The organism is Calyptranema fuscum S582 (genome assembly GCF_055793305.1).
The window spans coordinates 1-19,045 of sequence record NZ_JBSLYH010000033.1 but is presented as its reverse complement, the minus strand read 5'-3'; the positions used below and the strand labels follow the sequence as shown (position 1 = coordinate 19,045).

16 protein-coding genes are annotated in these 19,045 nt (G+C 49.6%); 8 read left to right on the top strand and 8 right to left on the bottom strand.

What is annotated here, in order from left to right:
• Window positions 1-175: 175 nt before the first annotated feature.
• From ACR6Z4_RS20680 to ACR6Z4_RS20670, 3 genes are all read left to right on the top strand, one after another.
• Window positions 176-1,270, top strand: coding sequence for a RuBisCO accumulation factor 1 (locus ACR6Z4_RS20680; RefSeq protein WP_479719215.1), 1,095 nt, complete (start codon window positions 176-178; stop codon window positions 1,268-1,270).
• 298 nt (window positions 1,271-1,568) lie between these two features.
• Window positions 1,569-2,462 carry an RNA methyltransferase gene (locus ACR6Z4_RS20675; RefSeq protein WP_479719214.1) on the top strand — a complete coding sequence of 298 codons (894 nt, stop codon included), beginning with the start codon at window positions 1,569-1,571 and terminating at the stop codon, window positions 2,460-2,462.
• A gap of 254 nt (window positions 2,463-2,716) precedes the next feature.
• Window positions 2,717-4,348, top strand: a complete 1,632-nt coding sequence (locus ACR6Z4_RS20670) for a serine hydrolase (RefSeq protein WP_479719213.1) — start codon at window positions 2,717-2,719, stop codon at window positions 4,346-4,348.
• Window positions 4,349-4,422: 74 nt separating this feature from the next.
• Here ACR6Z4_RS20670 and ACR6Z4_RS20665 read toward each other — a convergent pair whose 3' ends face one another.
• Window positions 4,423-5,418, bottom strand: a complete 996-nt coding sequence (locus ACR6Z4_RS20665) for a PPC domain-containing protein (protein WP_479719212.1) — start codon at window positions 5,416-5,418, stop codon at window positions 4,423-4,425.
• A 280-nt stretch (window positions 5,419-5,698) separates the two neighbouring features.
• Between ACR6Z4_RS20665 and ACR6Z4_RS20660 the strand changes: the two genes are divergently transcribed.
• Window positions 5,699-8,587, top strand: coding sequence for a CHAT domain-containing protein (locus ACR6Z4_RS20660; RefSeq protein WP_479719211.1), 2,889 nt, complete (start codon window positions 5,699-5,701; stop codon window positions 8,585-8,587).
• Window position 8,588: 1 nt separating this feature from the next.
• Here ACR6Z4_RS20660 and ACR6Z4_RS20655 read toward each other — a convergent pair whose 3' ends face one another.
• The 7 genes from ACR6Z4_RS20655 to ACR6Z4_RS20625 form a co-directional block, all read right to left on the bottom strand.
• Window positions 8,589-8,918 carry a hypothetical protein gene (locus ACR6Z4_RS20655; RefSeq protein WP_479719210.1) on the bottom strand — a complete coding sequence of 110 codons (330 nt, stop codon included), beginning with the start codon at window positions 8,916-8,918 and terminating at the stop codon, window positions 8,589-8,591.
• A gap of 188 nt (window positions 8,919-9,106) precedes the next feature.
• Entirely contained in the window at window positions 9,107-9,592 is a 486-nt protein-coding gene (locus tag ACR6Z4_RS20650) for a helix-turn-helix domain-containing protein (RefSeq protein WP_479719209.1), read from the bottom strand.
• Between the two features lie 242 nt (window positions 9,593-9,834).
• On the bottom strand, window positions 9,835-10,257 hold the full coding sequence (locus tag ACR6Z4_RS20645; RefSeq protein ID WP_479719208.1) for an acyl-CoA thioesterase: 423 nt from the start codon (window positions 10,255-10,257) through the stop codon (window positions 9,835-9,837).
• A gap of 274 nt (window positions 10,258-10,531) precedes the next feature.
• Window positions 10,532-10,819 carry an RNA recognition motif domain-containing protein gene (locus ACR6Z4_RS20640; RefSeq protein WP_479719207.1) on the bottom strand — a complete coding sequence of 96 codons (288 nt, stop codon included), beginning with the start codon at window positions 10,817-10,819 and terminating at the stop codon, window positions 10,532-10,534.
• Window positions 10,820-10,995: 176 nt separating this feature from the next.
• The gene (locus ACR6Z4_RS20635; protein ID WP_479719206.1) at window positions 10,996-13,257 is read right to left on the bottom strand and encodes a transglycosylase domain-containing protein; all 2,262 of its coding nucleotides are present in this window, start codon (window positions 13,255-13,257) and stop codon (window positions 10,996-10,998) included.
• Between the two features lie 381 nt (window positions 13,258-13,638).
• A complete protein-coding gene (locus ACR6Z4_RS20630) occupies window positions 13,639-14,265 on the bottom strand; it encodes a helix-turn-helix transcriptional regulator (protein ID WP_479719205.1) in 627 nt (208 codons plus the stop codon).
• Between the two features lie 543 nt (window positions 14,266-14,808).
• Entirely contained in the window at window positions 14,809-14,961 is a 153-nt protein-coding gene (locus ACR6Z4_RS20625; RefSeq protein WP_479719204.1) for a hypothetical protein, read from the bottom strand.
• Window positions 14,962-15,271: 310 nt separating this feature from the next.
• Here ACR6Z4_RS20625 and ACR6Z4_RS20620 point away from each other — a divergent pair, with 310 nt between their 5' ends.
• The 4 genes from ACR6Z4_RS20620 to ACR6Z4_RS20605 all read left to right on the top strand — a co-directional run.
• A complete protein-coding gene (locus tag ACR6Z4_RS20620; protein ID WP_479719203.1) occupies window positions 15,272-15,793 on the top strand; it encodes a hypothetical protein in 522 nt (173 codons plus the stop codon).
• A gap of 311 nt (window positions 15,794-16,104) precedes the next feature.
• On the top strand, window positions 16,105-16,530 hold the full coding sequence (locus ACR6Z4_RS20615; protein WP_479719202.1) for a hypothetical protein: 426 nt from the start codon (window positions 16,105-16,107) through the stop codon (window positions 16,528-16,530).
• A 168-nt stretch (window positions 16,531-16,698) separates the two neighbouring features.
• Window positions 16,699-17,232, top strand: a complete 534-nt coding sequence (locus ACR6Z4_RS20610; protein WP_479719201.1) for a hypothetical protein — start codon at window positions 16,699-16,701, stop codon at window positions 17,230-17,232.
• A gap of 281 nt (window positions 17,233-17,513) precedes the next feature.
• The coding region (locus ACR6Z4_RS20605; protein ID WP_479719200.1) for an AAA family ATPase at window positions 17,514-19,045 on the top strand (1,532 nt) is incomplete at its 3' end.

The window sequence follows — 19,045 nt, the reverse complement described above, 5'->3', positions numbered from 1 at the left end:
TCTTGTTAAGATGGCAAAGGTTCATCGGAAAACCTCTATTTTTTCAAGTGGGTTGAGAGCGATCGCCATTAAGCTTAGGACAGGGGAAAGGGCGCAGTTCTGAACCAGGGTTTGCATGTCCTAACTCGCTGAGCTGTTGCTGTCACCTCATTAATCTGTCTTTCTTTTGTCGTACATGGTCAATATGTCACCCAATCAACCAGACTCTCAGGGTTCTGCTCAATCGCCCGAAATTAATGCCGAAGAATTGTTGCGATCGCTACGTCGCAAGGAAGGAATTTGGGCAGAGTGGGGGCAGGCATGTCAGCAGCTGCAAAAAGCAGGCTACAGTCCGCAGCAAATTTTTGAAGCCACTGGGTTTGAGCCGATTCAGCAAAATCAAATTATTGTGGCAGCTCAGGTTTATGCCTCGATCGTGGCGGTGGGTATATCTGATGCGGTGCGATCGCGGTTTGAACGCACGGGCAGCGATACGTTATATGAACTGCGGGTGTTGAAACAAGAAGAGCGAGCAGCAGCGGCAACGTTGATTGTGGAAAAGGGGATTGACTCCGAAGGTAGCCATGAGGTGGTCAAAGCTTTAAAGGATTTCTCCCGGCTGTCTAAACCGCCCGCAGATTTTTCGGCTTACCCCGGTGATGCGGTTGCGCATTACTATTGGCGATTGGCTCGGCAACAAGCAGATCTGCAAGCGCGATCGCGGCTGATTGCCTTGGGTCTACGGTTTGCCAGCAGTGATCTGGCACGCAAGCAAATTGAACGATTACTCACAGATTTCACGGTTACGAAGTCGATCCCGGCACCCCGTTTGCCTCTGTACCGTCTGGAAACGGATGGAGAGGTTCCTAAAATATTGCCGGTGGTGGGCAAATTGCCGCTGACCGTTGCCGATTTGCAGGCAGTGCCGCTGCTGGAAGAAGAGGGTCCCTTTAGCATTGTGCGTTTTTCTGGCACTGGAGCCTGGGTGACGATTCCGGGTTGGCAAGTGGTGTTAGCCGCAGAAGATGCGGTGGTTTTGTTGGCAGACAACCATCAACTGCCCATGGAAGCGGAAGAGTCTAAGGAGGAGGTCTTGATCGTGGTCGATCGGGCACAGCGGCAGTGGGATGTGCTCAGCTATTTTTTGGTAGAGCAGGCGCAAGAGTTACAAATTCGTTGGTTTGAGGAGCAACCTGATCGCCCTCTGTTTGGCAAAGTAGTTCTAGTCATGCGTCCTCGTAAGGTTTTGGATGAAGATTACAACAAAGAACTGTGGCAGATTGATGAGTAAGGGGTAGGTTGTTAGCTAATAGCTGTTGGCTAATAGCTGTTAGCTGTTAGCTCAAAGACTATCTAACGAATGCTTCGCCTCACAGGGGTAACATCTTTTTCAGCAATCTCCTTAGGAATAGGAATTAAATAACATCGATGATTTGCTGTACGGGCGAACGGCCGTTCGCCCCTTCAAAAGATTTAATAGTCGATCTTATTCAATCCACGATCCTTAGCTGTTAGCTATTAGCTGTTAGCTATTAGCTGTTAGCTATTAGCTATTAGCTCGTCTTCCGTTAGCCTTTATTCGTCTTTCCATGTCTCCTCTCGATCGCATTAAAATTATCCTGGTTGAGCCTGCGGGGGCGTTGAATGTCGGCTCGATCGCACGGGTGATGAAAAATATGGGATTGAGCCAGTTGGTGTTGGTCAATCCTCAATGCGATGTGCGGGGCGAAGAGGCGCGGTTAATGGCTGTTCGTGCTGCCGATGTGCTGGATGCGGCGGTGCAGGTTGACACGTTGCTGGATGCGTTACAGGGATGTCAGCGGGCGATCGCCACTGTCGGTCGAGATTGCGGGAATTTGGCAATTGAGGTCGAGGCTCCCAGAACGGCTCTGCCCTGGTTATTGACACCCGAACCTCTTGGGGATGCGGCATTGATTTTTGGGCGCGAAGACCGGGGATTAAGCAACCTTGAGTTGAACTACGCCCAACGGCATGTGCGAATTCCGTCGAGTGAGGTCTATCCGTCGCTCAACCTGGCGCAGGCTGTGGCAATTTGCTGTTATGAGTTGTTTGCCGCCAGTTGCCTGACTCAAGCCAGCGGTTCACAAACCAGTCCATCACCGTCGGCAGTGCCACCATCGGCTGACGGGGTAAATCATCCTGGCGAACCTTTGGTGACTCATGCTGTAGCCTATTCCCAGTCGGCGCTGGCAACGGATCTGGCAACCCGCGAAGCAATGGAACGGTTTTATCAGACGTTAGAAGCGTTGTTGTTAGACGTAGGATATCTGTTTCCCCATACGGCTAGCAGTCGCATGAAAAAGTTTAGGCGGTTGTTGAATCGGGCGTACCCGTCAGAGAAGGAACTGCGGATGGTGCAGGGAATTATTAGTCAAGTCGAGTGGGCGTTGCAACGGGGGCAATTCCACCCCAAATCTCTAGCCGCTGAAGCCGATGCAACAGAGAGTTACCCAGAGGCGTAAACCGTTTTGAGAGAGCGACGGCAGAGCCGTCGCTCTCTCAAAACGAGTCAGGTTTTATGAGAACCCCAATCCTTCGCGATCGCGTCAGCGTGAGAAATTATATATTTTGAAACAAAAATGTATTGTTTTCGAGAAATCTAGCGCTAAAATTCAACCATTCAAGCAACTACTTTCTAAGTCGGTGCTGTAGACTAAAGTCTGTTTCCCAGGCGATAGTCCAATTGCGTTTCCCAGGTGTCGTGGAGGTTTAACTAGTGCTGGAGCCCCGTAATCGCTCAAGAAGATCACGTCGTCGGCAGGTTTCTGCCCAAGAGCAGTACCCATCCCAGCAGCCGATCCCTCTCCGTCGTCCAAATCCGTGGGGCAATCCTAATTCTGTCAATGATACCGATGCTCGTATCCGCCCGGTCGATCGCTATTCGCCACAAAACGATCGCTCGGGTAGTCTGGCGCAATCCGGGAAGCCAACCCGTCGCAGTCGGGCAGATGCAACCAACCGGAACGATAGCTTTAACTTGCGGAATTTGCTAGCCAACGAGCCAAACCCATCCACCCAGTTCAAACGCGGTGGGGCAACGCGATCGCCCAATTCTGGTATTCAAGCCGTTCCCGACTGGCGCAAACATTCGCAAGCTCCCCTGCAACCCGTTGCCAAACCCAATCAACCCGTCACTCGCATCAAGCCGCGTCCCGTTTCGCCAGCTGAAGCCAACCGCAGCCGTACTGGGCATGGGGTGTTGGGGAGTGCCTCAACGGCACCATCGGCTGCCGCCCAACGTAAGCGCCAGAGCCAGGGACGGGGACGCAAACCATCACCTCTGATCTATGCGCTGCGGTTGTTGATTCTTGGGGTCGGGGTCGGGGCGATCGCCGGTACCATTCTGTCTTTATTCAGCCCTGCCATTCATCAGTCCGATGGGGTCTCTCAAGCAGCACCTAGCACGGGTGCATCTAGCTCCAGTCAGGCGATCGCGGGATCCAGTCAACCGGGAAGTACGGCTTTCTTACAATTGGGGCGAGAGTTGACCGATCTGAAGGGATCGTTACAAAGTTTGGCAACTCAGTATCCCGATATGACCCCTGGTGTCTTTTTGGTTGATCTAGACAGCAATGCCTATGTGGATGTGAATGCGTCTACATCATTCCCGGCGGCTAGCACCATTAAAGTGCCTGTTTTGGTATCGTTACTGCAAGCAGTCGATCAAGGCAAGATAGAGCTGAATGAAGTCTTGACGATGGAATCTCAGGATGTCGCTGAAGGATCGGGCGACATGCAATATCAACCCGTGGGAACCCAATACACGGTATTGGAAACGGCGGAAATGATGATTGTCATTAGCGACAATACGGCAACTAATATGCTGATCCGGCGATTGGGTGGGGCACAATTGCTTAACCAACAGTTTCAGTCTTGGGGCCTGGAAAATACGGTGATTCGTAATCCTCTGGCAGATTTAAGCGGCACTAACACGACCAGCCCCAAAGATTTGTCGGAGCTGCTGGTGAAGGTTAGCCAGGGAGATTTGCTGTCGTTGCGATCGCGCGATCGCCTGATGGAAATTATGCAGGGCACTGTGACCAGCACTCTGATCCCCGAAGGCGTGTCTGATAGTGAAGCGATCATTGCCCACAAAACGGGCACCATCGACAGTATGGTAGGCGATACAGGCATTGTAGATATGCCCAACGGCAAGCGCTTTATCATTACCGTCTTGATGCAACGCTCCTCTGATGATGGTCGGGCACAAGAGTTAATCCGGCAAATCTGTCGAACGGTCTACGACTACCTCAAACAACCCCCGGCGAATTCTGCCAGCGGTGCCCCTGCGGTGGTTCAACCTTCCACGTCGAATGCACCCGCGTTGGAGCCATCTACCACCCCTTAATCATTGTGGCTGAGTGCGCGACAGCAGAGCTGTCGCGCACTCAGCCACAATTAGATGGTGTGCATTCACGATCGTTAGGGACTTGAATAGTAAACGTCTATGCTCGACACTCTGCCGTCTGCTGCCAAATGCAACTGAGACGTGCAGAGAAAAATGTCATCCTCGAAATAGCAGTCTTCATAGGTAATAACTGCATTTGATTGAGACGCAGGCGTTGTAAAGGAGAAACTATCCTGATCATCTAAAATCCTGGCATAGGCTAAGCCCTGTTGTTGAGATACAGGTTCAATCAATGCCAGCGTGTATCCTACAGATGCTGTTTCCTCTTTTTGCAGTAACAGGATTGCATCACGAAAAATATATCGCTGGGTGTAAGAGCACCACTCGTCTAATCCATTATCGGCGCAGACTTGAGCATCTCGATGAATTTGTTGAAATAGGGTTTGGCTAAAGTTTTGCTGGGCGAACCGAGTATTGTCGGGCAAAGAACCGGGACCCGGCAGGTTTGTGCCTGTTGCGGCATTGGAAGGGGACGTTGAATGAGTGGTTGCCGATAGTGACGTGATGGTGAGTGTATATCGACCACGCCCACTACTGTCATAGGAGTTGGCAAGGACAGTGTAGGTGCCGTTGCTGGGTAACGTTAGGGTTAGAGACGAGTTGCGATTGTGGGCAGTAATATCATCATTTTGGGCGATCGCACCACCATCTGCGCCATTGAGAATCAAGTAGGTGTCAAACTCTTGGCTATCTAAGGTGATCGTCACTTGTTGCCCTGCCTGCCCCTGAAACGTATAAGCGTCGTAAAAACTACCATCGGATGCAAGCACGGCATCGCCAGACGCAAGAGTACCCTGTTGTTGTAGCACGGTCGTAGGAGTTGTCTGAGCGTAGAAAAGCACAGGAGTCCGACGATCGCCCGTCAGAGGCAAGGTTTGTCTAGATGAAGCGGAGGATTCTAATAAGGGGGCGGAAGGCGGAGTCAAGGCTAAGGCATGGGCTGGAATGGACAAAATGGCGGTAATCAGGGCGATCGCCATGGTTGAACTAGAGGAACAAGACGTCTTCATATGGGCGGTGCCAAGGGTGGGTGAATGACTGAAAAACGTGGATGTATTGAAGATGAAATTCCCTACAAAAAGGCTAAATAGGCGAGTGCTATCGTAATTTACCTCTAGTAAAGATTAACGTATGCAAGGATGCAGCTGTATTCTGCTCCTGATCAGTTTTTTTAACGGTTTGCTGCAAATGCTTGCCAATCGAGTCATCCGAGATAAAATTCAGGTCAGTAGGATGACGTCTGGATAGACTGTCTCCGATCCTCAAGTCCCTGGGTTGAAAAAGTGGCATATGAGCAGAAAACCAGCGAAACAAACCGGGCAACGGACTGTTTTAACCCACATTTTGGATCGTTGCCGTGCGATCGCCTCTGTCTGGTTCACAAGGGATTTATACCAGGCTCATCTCTATTCAGGTCTTCGATGGCAGCGACCCCGATGGCAGCGATCGCAGTGGTTTTTAGGGGTAGTTGTATCGACGGTCATCGTGTGTGTATGGGCAACGCCTGGGTCTTCGATATCTACGACGCCGACTCATCCTGCGGGTGACAGCATCGTACCCATGACCCCAACCATGGCTCAAACACCTGCCCCAGAGCGGTTGCTAGACCAGGGGCGATCGCTATATGACGCTGGACAATTTGCCGCCGCCGTAGAGCCGTTAGAACGGGCAGTGCAGCAATACCAGGCACAGGCAGATGGGGTAGGAGAAGCGATCGCCTTGAGTAACCTATCCCTGGTCTATCAACAATTGGGACAGTGGCAGGCGGCGACAACAGCAATTACAACAGCACTCGATCGTCTGCACAGCATCCCTGATTTAGACCAGCAAGCCGTATTAGCACAAGCGTTTGATGTCTCCGGACGGCTGCAATTATCCCAGGGGCAAGCAGAAGCGGCACTACATTCGTGGGAACAAGCGACTGCCATTTACCAGGTGTTAGCCGATCAAGATGGCATCGTTCGGACTCAGATCAATCAAGCCGAAGCATTGCAAGCCTTAGGGCTTTATCGTCGAGCTATTATTCTGTTGAACGATGTCCAAACCCTACTTCAAGATCAGCCAGATTCCCTTGCCCAGGTGGTGGCACTGCGGAGTTTGGGAGATGCCTTGCGGGTAACGGGAGAATTTACCCAATCTGCTAAAGTTTTACAAAAAAGTTTGGCGATCGCCCAGCGATTGCAATACACCCAGGCAATCGCCGCGACCCAGCTCAGTTTGGGGAATACATTCTATGCCCAAAGCAGTATCAAAAAAGAGATTGCAACCCCCGATGAAGCAGCTGCATGGCGTGCTCAAGCTTTGAATGCTTATCGGCAAGCGGTGATTGATGGTTCGTTAGTGACTCAAATTCATGCGTTATTGAATCACCTGAGTCTGCTCATCGACCAGCCATCAAATTCTGACACGAATCAAACCGCAGAGGCGATCGCCCTGATTCCTCAAATCTCAACTCGGATTAATCAACTACCCCCCGGTCGCACAGCGGTCTATGCTCAAGTCAATTTTGCTAAAAACCTGTTAGCACTACATCAAGCAATGCCCAATGCTACTGATGCAGCCGCGAATGAAGCTGCCAATGCATCCATTCTAGAATCAGCTCAATTATTAACGACTGCCATTCAGTCTGCCCATGCACTGCAAGATTTACGGGCAGAGTCGTTCGCGCTGGGTAATTTGGGCAAGGTGTATGAACAGATGCAGCAATGGCAAGATGCACAAGCCTTGACCGAACAAGCTCTGGATTTGTCGCAACAGATCTATGCCGCTGATATTACCTATCTTTGGCAATGGCAATTGGGACGGATTTTCAAAGCTCAAAACCAACGAGAAATGGCGATCGCTGCGTATAGTGATGCGGTTACAACCTTGCGATCGCTGCGCAGCGACCTGGTTGCCGTCAATCAAGACGTGCAGTTTTCATTCCGAGATAGCATCGAACCGATTCATCGAGAATTGGTTTCGCTCTTACTGGATCCCGGTATAGAACCGACTCAGGCAGATTTAGAACAGGCACGGAAAACTATTGAGTCGTTGCAATTGGCAGAGTTGGATAACTTCTTTCGGGAAGCCTGTTTGAATGCTCGTGAAGTCCAAATTGATGACGTCGATCGGCGAGCAGCGGTCATTTACCCGATCATTTTGAGCGATCGCTTGGAGGTGATTGTGAGCTTGCCTCAACCCATAGACACCCCCATTGCCAACCTCTCCAATCTTTCTACAGAAAAGCAAGTAGACTCGGAATCTAACCCAGAAATATTGAAGCACTACACCACGGTTCGATCTAAATCAGACATCGAACAAGTCGTCAAAGAGCTTCGCGGATTTGTTGAGAGAAAACCTGCTAACCATCGCGTTAAAGCGGTTGCCACCCAAGTTTATGATTGGCTAATTCGACCGATTGAATCTGACTTAGAAACTAGCCAGGTCAGAACTTTGGTGTTTGTTTTAGATGGGGTCTTGCGCAATATCCCGATGGCCGTTCTGCATGATGGCGATCGCTATCTGATTGAAAAGTATAGTTTGGCGCTGACCCCCAGTTTGCAACTGTTAGAATCACAATCTCTGCAATCCCAGCAAATCAACGTTTTGATGGCAGGGCTAACCGAAGCCCGTCAAGATTTTCCTCCCTTACCCAATGTCAGCTTAGAATTTGCGACGATTCAACCGGAAGTGACCAGTCGGACATTGTTGGATCAGCAATTTACTCACATAACGCTTCAAGATGCCATCAATGCAGTTCCCTTTCCAGTCGTCCACTTAGCCACCCACGGTGTTTTCAGCTCTCAAGCCGAAGATACCTTTATCTTGACGTGGGATGACCGGATTAATGTCAACGACTTAAGCAGTTTGCTACAAGCCAGTGATATTAGCCGTCGTCGCCCCATTGAGCTCTTGGTGTTAAGTGCGTGTCAAACCGCAGCCGGAGACGATCGGGCAGCGTTAGGTTTAGCCGGGGTAGCCGTTCGGGCTGGCGCTCGTAGCACGGTTGCTACCTTATGGAGTGTGAATGACGCAGCAACTGCATTGCTCATGGGTAAGTTTTATCAAGAGCTGGTGCATGAAAATGTAACGAAGGCAGAAGCGTTGCGTCAGGCACAACTTTCACTGTTGCAAGACCCGCAATATAACCAACCTTATTACTGGAGTCCGGTTGTTTTGATTGGCAACTGGCTCTAACCTACAGCATCGTCAGAAGATAGCGCGTCAAAATGGTCATGACTTCTCCGGGATTAGGTCCCGGCAAAAACGGACTCCATTCGCTCATCTCCGCGAAGCCCAAGCGATAGAGCGTTTGCAGAATATTCGTCACACCATGACGCGAGCCAATGACCAATACTTTGACGGCTTCTCGGTCAGGCAGGTCGGAAAGCGACTCAGTCGCGATCTCTTCTACGTCACCTTCTGCGTTTAAGGCTGTCAAATCAGAGGTGAGGCACAGGGAAAAATGACGGTGTAGCAGAGGGATCTTTACGTCAACATTCAGGGTTGGATCAGCAGCATGATTCATAACATTAATTTGTATTCTGTCAACCAATATCTGACAGAATACAAATTAAACTGTAAAATGTCAACAACAGATATCGAATCGTTGCCCTTGCTTCACCCAGCTATGAACTCTGGTGTGAGTGCTGCGCCGCACTCACACCAAAGTTCATATCCCAAATCCGTAGCGTCGAATCTTTCAGGATTAGATTGTCAACGTTCCTCTTTATAAGCAAAGTCTGCCTGGTCTGCCACCATGGTCAGATATTTAGACATGGCTCGTCGGGGATCGTAGGCATTGGTTTCCCAGTCGCTGACGGTTTGCTGGCGAACACCGAGCGTTTCGGCAAACTCTGTTTGAGTCATGCCCATGTGACGTCGCAGCCCCTTGACCAATTCTCCTGTCCATTTGATTGTGTCGCCCACTCGTTCGACTGTATATACGTCCTGGGGTTTGAGAAATGTAACAATTCCCGCTTCAAAATCGACATCTTCTACTAAATAGCCAGCATCCATCCAGGCTTTGGCTTGTAAGGCTCCTTTACTGCGATTGCTCCACCAGGCTCGTTTTGCCCTGGCTGACTCTGGCAATTTTTCCGCCATTATCTCTTCGATTTTGGCAAACGGTAGGATCACTTCGCGATCGCTACTCCGACGTAAATAGTCCAGCAACGATTGATATTTGCTATCACCTTTCATCGGCATCTCACACGCTAGCGGATATCAATAACCCCTTAGATCGAAATCTTATATCAAATCCGGTTCAAGCACCCAACGATGAGGGGACGTGAGGCATTGCTTAATCCCGCAACCAAATTTAGGGTGAGTACCGCGTTTCGGGCGGCACTCACTCTAAATTTTATAGACCAAATCAGCGACGCCGGGGCGTGGCGCGGGCTTTGCCCGCGCCACAATCAATACTATTTTTGGAATGATTCCCTTCATCCTTCATCGTTACCCCACCGCCCAATCCACTCAACCAGATGCATCGGTAATGGCAATCTGATGCGTTGCACGGGATCGATCGAGATGTGTCGGGTTAGAGCCTGGCTGATCGGTTGATCGGGATGATCAACAAAATAAAGCTGATAACGAATTTCAAATGTGTCTTCAGATAGGGCTTGGGGTGTCAGATGGATCAGCAGGCGATCGCCACATCGCATGGGTTTAAAGAAATCTACGCTGGCATGAACAATGGGAACGGCTCCCTCTACACCCGAAAAAAAATGGCGCAAATTTATCTCGGAAGCCGCTAAGGCTGCTTCATAGGCTTCATGACACATCGACAAGACGTTGGCAAAATAGACCACCCCAGCGGCGTCAGTATCGGAAAAGTGAACCGTTCGTTGATAGACAAAAGCCATGACTCAACCCATTGGCAAACGATAGCGTCAAAAAATGACGCAAAAAAATTAGGAGTCAGGCAACCTCACTCCCATACTTCATCCATATTTTCAAAAAACGAAGTTTCTGTTCCCGGCAAGAACTCGACTGAACATTGCCGGGAATTAATCAGAAACTACTTCTCAGTGCTATCCTTAAAGGACGAGAAGAAAGCCTGATTCAGGAGAGAAGCCTTGATTAAGAATGCTCGTCTCCCGAATGCTATTTGGTTTTGGCGCTGAATAAAGCTGCTTGTCAGGCAGACATGCTACCGCTTCTAGAACCGCGCTCATTGCCACCTTGGCGAGGTTTGGCTTTGTTGACTCTGATTTCTCGACCGAGCCATTCCGCTCCGTCAAGCTCAGCGATCGCCGCATCCTCTTTTGCATCATCTTCCATTTCAACGAAAGCGAAACCTCGCTTCCTACCAGTTTCTCGATCTGTGGGTAAGCTGACCCGGCTGACTTTGCCGTACTCAGCAAATACTTCAATCAGATCTTCTTCGGTAGCCTGAAAAGACAGGTTGCCAATGTAAATAGTCACGATCCTCTCCAATCCAAATCAAATGAGGGTGAGTTCAGAAAACGGTGAAGGAGTGCTAGCCGCAAATCCTTGTAACCTGTTGCTGAACTGTGTCTCGCTGTAATAATAGCCCATATAAATCTAAATGGCAGCAGTATGTCAGCAAAACCTGTATATGTTGTTTCAGGCGTCTGCCTTTACCGAACCACTTGCTTCATATACTCACCCCACAAGAGTGCAGCTTGAGAACTGGCTCCCCCGGTGGGGGTGTTGTCGTCGTTGCCAAACCAGATGCCCGTCACCAGATCTTGCTGGGGCAAATATCCGACAAACCAGAGATCGGTATTGTCATTGGTCGTCCCTGTTTTACCCGCTTCACCCAACCCCAAATAAGCATTGCGCCCCGTCCCCGATCGAACGACGCCCTGAAGGACACCTGTCATCGTCTCGGCAACATTGGCATCTAATATGGTCACGTTGGCTTCAGCGTCTTGAGCATAGTCATAAATCACGCGGCAGGTGGTAATGTCATTGCGATCGCTGCAATCACTACTATCCAAAATTCGCTGAATGGTATGGGGACGATTTCTTACTCCGCTATTAGCTAATACGCCATAGGCTCCGGTCAGCTCCAGCAGCGTGACTTCACTTTGCCCCAGCACCAAACCGGGTACAGGGTTGAGTTCAGATTTAATGCCCATGCGATGCGCCAGATCGACGACCGTGTTCAGCCCCACATCTTGTGCCACCCGTAGCGCAATCACGTTGGCAGACTGGGCGGTGCCTGAATACATATCTAAACTGCCGGATGAGCAACCCGAAAACACCTGCCCACCCCAAGAGAAGTCAGCACATGAATAACTGGTTCGGGGAGAGATGCCCTTTTCAATAGCCGCCGTGTAGGCAAACACTTTGAAGGTTGAACCGGGTTGCCGAATGGCTTGGGTGGCACGATTAAACTGGCTTTCTTGAAAATCAACCCCACCCACCATTGCCAACACTCCTCCAGTTTTGGCATCAAGCGTTACCAGAGCTCCCTGGGTATAGCCCGAAGCATCGCCGGTGGATTCAATAAAGCTGGGCAAACTGCTATCGGCAAACGACTGCATCCGCCGATCGAGGGTGCTTTCAACAATAAAGTTGCCTTCTTGAGCCAGTTGCTGCCCCAACAGATCTTCGAGTTCTAAAAAAACTTGACTGTAGAAATAGGGTCCGATCGTACTGCGCAATTCTTCAATCGCGGCTGGATTAATGTCAATACGCGATCGCCGTGCCCGTTGGGCTTCTTCCAGGCTGATTTTGCCTTGAGCTGCCATACGATTGATAATGCGATCGCGCAATTCTACGGCAGTACCATAATCTTGCACAGGATTGTAAATATTCGGAGCAGGCAAAATTCCCACCAGCGTTGCCGCTTCAGAAACATCTAAATCTTTTGCCGACTTACCAAAGTAAAACTGCGCTGCATCTTCAAACCCATAGGTGCCGCTGCCCATGTAGACCCGATTCATATAGGTCAGCAACACAAAATCTTTGCTGTAATAGGTTTCTAACTTCAGCGCCACAATCGCTTCACGCACTTTGCGCGAGGCAGAGTCTTCGGTGCCGACATAATCTCGAAAAATACTCCGCGCCAGCTGTTGGGATAGCGTACTGCCCCCTTCTCGAATTTCACCGCCTCGCAGGTTGGTCAACAGGGCGCGCAAAATGCCGATCGGGTCGATGCCCATATGCCAATAAAAGCGCGAGTCTTCCGATGCCAATAAGGCATCCGGTAGGTACGGAGAAAACTCGGATAACTGTTTCATCTCCGCATGGGTCTGATTGCGCGGCACCCGCAGCGGAGTCTCCTGATCGCGAGCATAAACAATCACAGGCCCCTGGATGGAGGTGGGCAGGGGATAGACACTAAAGCGCTGCCACTGGACAACGATTCCCAATATCACCAGAGCCGTTATCCCACTGACCCCATAGAATCCGTATTGCAGTGCTTTGATATACCACGGGGGTGGATCGACGTATTGCAGTCTGACAGCCGCCGCTAACTCCGGGGGACCCAGGGTTAAAACATCTTTGTTTCGCAGGGAAATGTAAGTAATGCGGCGTTTGCCTTTATAAATGCCGTTTGTAGAATTTTCATCCTGAAGGAAAAAATGAGGATTGTCTTTGCCACTTTCTCGATTAATCGAAAGATGAACCTGACTCACAACGGTATTGCGCACCACAATATCGCATGACCGAGAACTGCGACCCAGGAGATAGCGATCGCCTAAAAGCGGATAAACCTGCGCTTTTTCTTCCTCGGCATCTTGCACCCATAACTCTGGCACTCTGGCATCTGGCTTGAGTCTGAGTTTAGAAAAATTGACTTTGGCAACCGTTTGAACCGCCTGAGTGATGCTGTTCAGCAGGGTTTTGGTGGGATTAGGGGGTTGAGGAGAGGGTGGGGATGGAGTCATGTAAGACAGGCTGGGAAACTACATGCAAAACTGCTCATCAAACACATCTGGTAGAAACAGTATCACACCCTTATTTTACTTATTGCATTTCAAGTCCATCTTGCATGAATTCTATATCTCCTTCAACGTGGGATGAGCAAGTGCTCAGGAGCACATGTAAATTAATCTATCTTGCTATTTGAGAGAGCGACGGCTCTGCCGTCGCTCTCTCAAATAGCAAGACATTGATGTGTATTGGTGACGTTACGCTGCCAAAATACTGCCAAAACGATAGGCTGACGCGATTATGGCGGTATGCAAGTTTGTTAAGTAAAGAAACGGTGTTGTGGGGCGCGGAGCGCCCCACACCATCAGACTGAATCAATCTGTACAGCGATCGCGTTATTCATTTGCCCATTCAAAGGCATCCCGCTTGGCATGAACGCTTTTCAGGTGCTTTTTGACCGTATCTAACGCAATGTGCAATTCGGCAGCGATCGCCTTGTACGTCAGATTAGAGCGACGCAAAAGCCAAACTTCTGCCTCACGGCTGGTCAACCGATAGCGATGAGCCTCCGCCATCGCTAAATTTTTCAGAGCTTGTTTACGGTCTTCCAACGTGACCAACAGGCACGGAGACGGACTACCGGAAACCTTCATCCAGCGAGCGCGAATTCGTAATGTAGTACGGTCTGTCTCAATTTTGTCGTCAATAATCCAGAGATAGTCTGGAAACAGATGGCGACTTTCGATCAATGCCTCACAAATATGCCAGACCTGTTGAGGAACAGTGTCTAAATCTTGATCGGTGTGAATGAGTTGATGGCATAAGTGATGAGCCAGGGCGTTGGCATAAATCACCTTTCCTTGCTCTGTCAGAATTAAAACGCCATCAATTTGACTTTCTATCACCTCCTTTACAAAAACAGACGGTTGATCACCGAGTGTAACGGCAGGTTCAGATCGAGAACTCTGAATCGGTTCAGAGAGTTTAGTTGATTGGTTGGGTGTGTCAATTACAGTGTTCATTATTGGGGGCTTTGAATGAACTCTACATGACTTCTTGTCAATGGCTAAAACTAATGGTCTGTCCCATCAATGAAGGCAGGAAAAGGAGGTTTTACTCCCCTACAAGAATTTGATCCCTGCATCCTACCGATCAAAATTGACAGTCCACTAAATTGACGAGTAACACGATCACACCGTTTGAAAGACAGAGAGAGGGTGAGATTCCTCTGGGAGGCTTTGCCTCCCAACTCGGCTGTTGCACAATTTGGGGTTGGCAACACAGGTTGATCCGTTACTCAGTTATTTCATTGGTAGAAGCTTGACTCTATCGAAAGTCACAGAAACGATAACAGCCACTAGCTCTATGCCACTACAATGATTGATCCGTAAATTTCGGCACATGAGAGTTACGACAGCCCAATTCTCAAGTCCTAGACTGACCAGTTGAAGAACTGGAAGGTCTTTTCTGGAATGGGCGTTTCGTAGAATAGCTGCAAGACTCAGGATCCTGGCAAACATGATCTAAGCCTTGGTTAGATGGGTTCCAGGCGATCGCAACTTAACTCAAACCCGGACGTCTATGTTGGGCAGATCGGCAACGCCACGCTGCCCAACACAAATCTTCGGTTGTATTAAATTCACGATCCTCAGCGATCGCAATCCCTGTGGGTCAAAAATGGGTGGAGCAGCACGACGCGCCACTCTCAAGTCAGCCACAAACTCGATCCTCTCGATCCAAATGATGGCTGTGCTACTACGTTTCAACGGCTCCGGACTCAGATCCGCCCATTAACTGTTAAGAAAATTAGCGACCGTTGCTTTATTCTGCATGGCAAAAGGGGCATACTATTTCCTTAATCGGTCGTCCTTAAAATAATGATTTTGGCTGGTGCGGACAAAGTCCGCACCAGCCAAAATCGTTCTATAGTTCTACGCAATTCAGTCAGGACATCAGGGGGGGTGGGGGCGGTGCCCCCACGCAGGGGTTTCACCCCTGCACCCCCTCCTGACCCTAATGCGTACCGCTATGAAGTCACTACCGTTTTATCGTCGCGTTCCCTTTACGGAGAAGTTAACCATGCCTCAGGACACCCAGTCACAACGTTTTGTCGATGGTTTTGCTGTCGGAGAACTCACCGGTCGGCTGAAATACGAAGCGCCCCGGCAGTTCAAAGACTGGATTACTCTTGCCAAACTCAAAGATTTTCGGGGTGTTTTGCAGAAATACAACTACAGCATTACGGGCATAACGGTGCATCCATCCGACCCGGAGCAAATTTTGGTTGTGGCAGAAAAAACGGCAGACGGCACCAACCCCAATATCATTCAAGCATTTGGCAAAGGCGATCGCTTCATGGACGGCTGGGCGACTGGATGTTTGGCAGGGTTACTGCGGTATGCCCAACCCGAACGGGTTGAAGAATGGGTAAAAGTCGAAAACCTCGATGCCATTCAACAAGTAGTAGATCAAGAAGGCTATGAAATCAAGTCTTTAAAACTCCACCCTGAGAAAAAGCAATGGATCTCTGTGATCGTAGAAAAACTATAGCGCTTCGCGCTCGGCTAGAACCCGATTATTGTTTGCAAGCCATGCTCTGCATGGCTTGCAAACAATAATCTGTACTCCACTCAATCGAAAATCGCTATAGGGATCAGTGACGCTGTATAAGATAGCTAATTTTGATTGAAAAAAGAGTACCCGCCGAGGGGAATGTTTCTCAGGGGGTAGTGTTGCCATCATAAGGACATGTTGATAAGCCCAGAGCGATGAAGCCCAGGGCAAGCAAGCTCAACCAAGCGATACCTCAACGCTTCACCGCTTTATCAACCCAACACACTATATGAAAGGAGACTACTTCAATGCAAACTCAAGTAAACATCGCCCCTTTAAGCTGCACACTCAGTGACATCAGCATTTCCGCTCCTGGTCCTAACCCCGATGAAATCATCCGCACAGGCGAACCATTCAGCCTGCGTGTGAAAGTCACCTTCGGGGGTCCTGGTGCCGCTGCGTTGATGCCTCTGAATTTGCCGATCAAAGTGACCTACTTTGCAGAGTCCTATGGTCCTGGCGATGAAATCGAATTGGGTGTCGCTACCGCTTCCACCTCTGGTGCCGTTTTGTCGTATGACTTGATTGCAAACATCCCAGCAGCAAAATCCGCAACGCTTGATGCTGAGCGCGTTTATAAACTAGCAGCTGTATTGCGTGTGGGTGCGATCGCATTCCCTGCACTGGTGAATGGTTTCACTGAAGGGTTGGCTGTTCAAGTCTACAATCCGTAAACCGCATCTTACAGATCAGGGATGCCTTAATCCCTGGCTCCCTGATCTGCAAGTGCAACGTATGAGACTGAGCACTTAGGATAAGACACGCAACTGGCAGGTACCCTCAAGTGCCTGCCAGTTTGCGTAGCAAGACCATCAACCCTTAGCAGAGATGAGGATACTGTCATGAATCATTCTGAAATAGTAACCACTCAACTCAACTGTCAAGTTTCTGACTTAGCCATTTGCGCCATTGACCAGCCATGGAAAGCAGAGGTTGAGTTCGCCGACCCCGTTGAGTTAAGCCTCAAATTGTCGTTTAGCGATAATGCCAATGACCACTTTGTTCATATGCTGATGCCATTGGGGCTGAACATTTGGATCTCGTTTTATGCCAAGCCTTATAGCCCCGAGCCAGAGATTCAATTGGGCGATGTCACCCTGAAAACAATGGCAGATGTTTTCAATTATTCTCCCAAGTTGAGATTAGAAAAAGGGTTGGCAAGCCTGGGTTTAACTGCCGATCAGGTATACCAAATCGAGGCGATCGCCCGTGTGGGCAATTCTCCCTTTCCCATGCCCACGTTAATTCGGGGATATATTAAAGGGCTAACGTTACCTTCAAGTCGCCTATTGCCCATGGAAACCCCTGTAACGATTCCTGTGGTCAAAAAAACAACATCCTCTCGCCGAAAAAATCAAAAATCGACACCCGATTAACCCCACGGGTTTCCATCAGTGGTGCTGATTTTGGGTATGAAATTGCCTGTGAAACTTTCAGTTTCACAGGCAATTTCATATGTACCTCATAAGGTATAGTGCCTCGCACCTGAATAGATGGCGGGGGTTGAGAGAGAGCCGCGCACCGCGCGGCTCTCTCTCAACCTTGCGTACGTTACCCCCTTGAAAATGGCGATAAACCCAAAATAATTTCAAGTGCAGGTGTATTAAAGTGCGATTGTACTGATAATGTAGGATCAAGTGCTTGCGCCTGGTTTTGCATGATTCCACTGCAACTGACTTTAAAAAACTTCTTGAGCTACCGCGATGTCACGTTAGATTTTAGTGGCTTGCATGTAGCTTGTATTTCCGGTGCCAATGGGGCAGGGAAATCCTCTCTATTAGAGGCGATCGCCTGGGTGATTTGGGGTGAAAGTCGGGCAGTTGCAGAAGATGATGTCATTCATCAAGGTGAAACCGAAGCACGGGTCGATTTTTGTTTTGACTATCATCACCATACCTATCGCGTCATTCGCACCCGCTATCGGGGGCAAACCAGTTCGTTAGAGTTTCAAGCCAAAACGCCTCAAGGCTTTCGATCGCTGACAGAACGCGGAATGCGGGCAACGCAGCACTTGATTTTGCAACATTTGCGGCTCGATTATGAAACATTCATCAACTCTGCTTACTTACGCCAGGGGCGAGCCGATGAGTTTATGCTCAAGCGTCCGGGCGATCGCAAACAAATTTTGGCAGATTTGCTCAAGCTCGATCAATATGACAACCTGGCAGAACGAGCCAGAGAGCGATCGCGCCAGCTCAAAGCCGAGTTAACCTTACTAGAACGCAATCAAGAGGCGATCGCCAGCCAACTTCAACAAGAAGATGCCTTACTGAGCGAACAAGCCCATCTCAATACGCGTCTTGCCGAATTGCAACGGCAGCAAGATGAGGCGTCTGCTCAGCTCAAACAGCTTCAAGCCAGACAACAGCAACGGCAAACCTGGAACCAGCAGTTGAGCTTGCAACGGCAACAATATCAACACCTGAGTCAAGACATTCAACGGTTGCAGCAGGAATTCACTGCCACCCAACACCAACAGCACACCCTGGCAGATCGTTTGAGAGAAGCCGGGGCGATCGCCAATGGTTATGCCCAGTTTCAACAGCTGCAACTTGAAGAAGAGCAGCAAACTGCTAAGTTTCATGCCCATCAAGCAGCAATTGCCCAGCGGCAACACCTGCATCAGCAACGGCAACAGGCGATCGCCGACGTAACCCAGCGTATTCAACAGGTAGAAACGCAATTAGACACCCTGCACCAGCAAGAGCAAGAACTCCAGCAAACTTTAAACAAAGCAGAAACGCTGGAAACGGCGCTGCATCATCTTCAGCAATCGCGTGCCCGGTTAACGGCATTAGATCACCTCCAGGTGCAAGCAACGCCTCTGCTCCATCGCAAACAACAATTGCAGGCTGGGTTAGATCGGGTGCAAACCCGACTTAGTGCCCGGTTGGATGAGTTGCGATCGCTCTCGGCGCAGTTAGAAACCCAACAGCAACGACAACCCAAACTTCAGCAAGCCGTCTTAGACATTGCCCAACAAGTCGAGTATTTAGAACAACGCCGCCTTTATCAACAAAAAGTTCGTGAGAAAGGGTCAGAACGACGCAATTTTTTAGAACGGCTGCAAGAACGTCAGCGGGATTATGAACGGCAACTGGCAGAGCTGGATCAAAAGATTCAGATGTTAGAACAGCATCAAGGCATACGGGAGCAGGGGTCAGACTTGGGTGCGATGGCGCAGCTGGG

What these genes read in the sequence shown, in the direction of transcription:
- ACR6Z4_RS20680 (WP_479719215.1), top strand. Translation starts at nt 176, where the DNA reads ATGGTCAATATGTCACCCAATCAACCAGACTCTCAGGGTTCTGCTCAA.
- ACR6Z4_RS20675 (WP_479719214.1), top strand. Translation starts at nt 1,569, where the DNA reads ATGTCTCCTCTCGATCGCATTAAAATTATCCTGGTTGAGCCTGCGGGG.
- ACR6Z4_RS20665 (WP_479719212.1), bottom strand. Translation starts at nt 5,418, where the DNA reads ATGAAGACGTCTTGTTCCTCTAGTTCAACCATGGCGATCGCCCTGATT.
- ACR6Z4_RS20660 (WP_479719211.1), top strand. Translation starts at nt 5,699, where the DNA reads ATGAGCAGAAAACCAGCGAAACAAACCGGGCAACGGACTGTTTTAACC.
- ACR6Z4_RS20655 (WP_479719210.1), bottom strand. Translation starts at nt 8,918, where the DNA reads ATGAATCATGCTGCTGATCCAACCCTGAATGTTGACGTAAAGATCCCT.
- ACR6Z4_RS20650 (WP_479719209.1), bottom strand. Translation starts at nt 9,592, where the DNA reads ATGAAAGGTGATAGCAAATATCAATCGTTGCTGGACTATTTACGTCGG.
- ACR6Z4_RS20645 (WP_479719208.1), bottom strand. Translation starts at nt 10,257, where the DNA reads ATGGCTTTTGTCTATCAACGAACGGTTCACTTTTCCGATACTGACGCC.
- ACR6Z4_RS20635 (WP_479719206.1), bottom strand. Translation starts at nt 13,257, where the DNA reads ATGACTCCATCCCCACCCTCTCCTCAACCCCCTAATCCCACCAAAACC.
- ACR6Z4_RS20630 (WP_479719205.1), bottom strand. Translation starts at nt 14,265, where the DNA reads ATGAACACTGTAATTGACACACCCAACCAATCAACTAAACTCTCTGAA.
- ACR6Z4_RS20620 (WP_479719203.1), top strand. Translation starts at nt 15,272, where the DNA reads ATGAAGTCACTACCGTTTTATCGTCGCGTTCCCTTTACGGAGAAGTTA.
- ACR6Z4_RS20615 (WP_479719202.1), top strand. Translation starts at nt 16,105, where the DNA reads ATGCAAACTCAAGTAAACATCGCCCCTTTAAGCTGCACACTCAGTGAC.
- ACR6Z4_RS20610 (WP_479719201.1), top strand. Translation starts at nt 16,699, where the DNA reads ATGAATCATTCTGAAATAGTAACCACTCAACTCAACTGTCAAGTTTCT.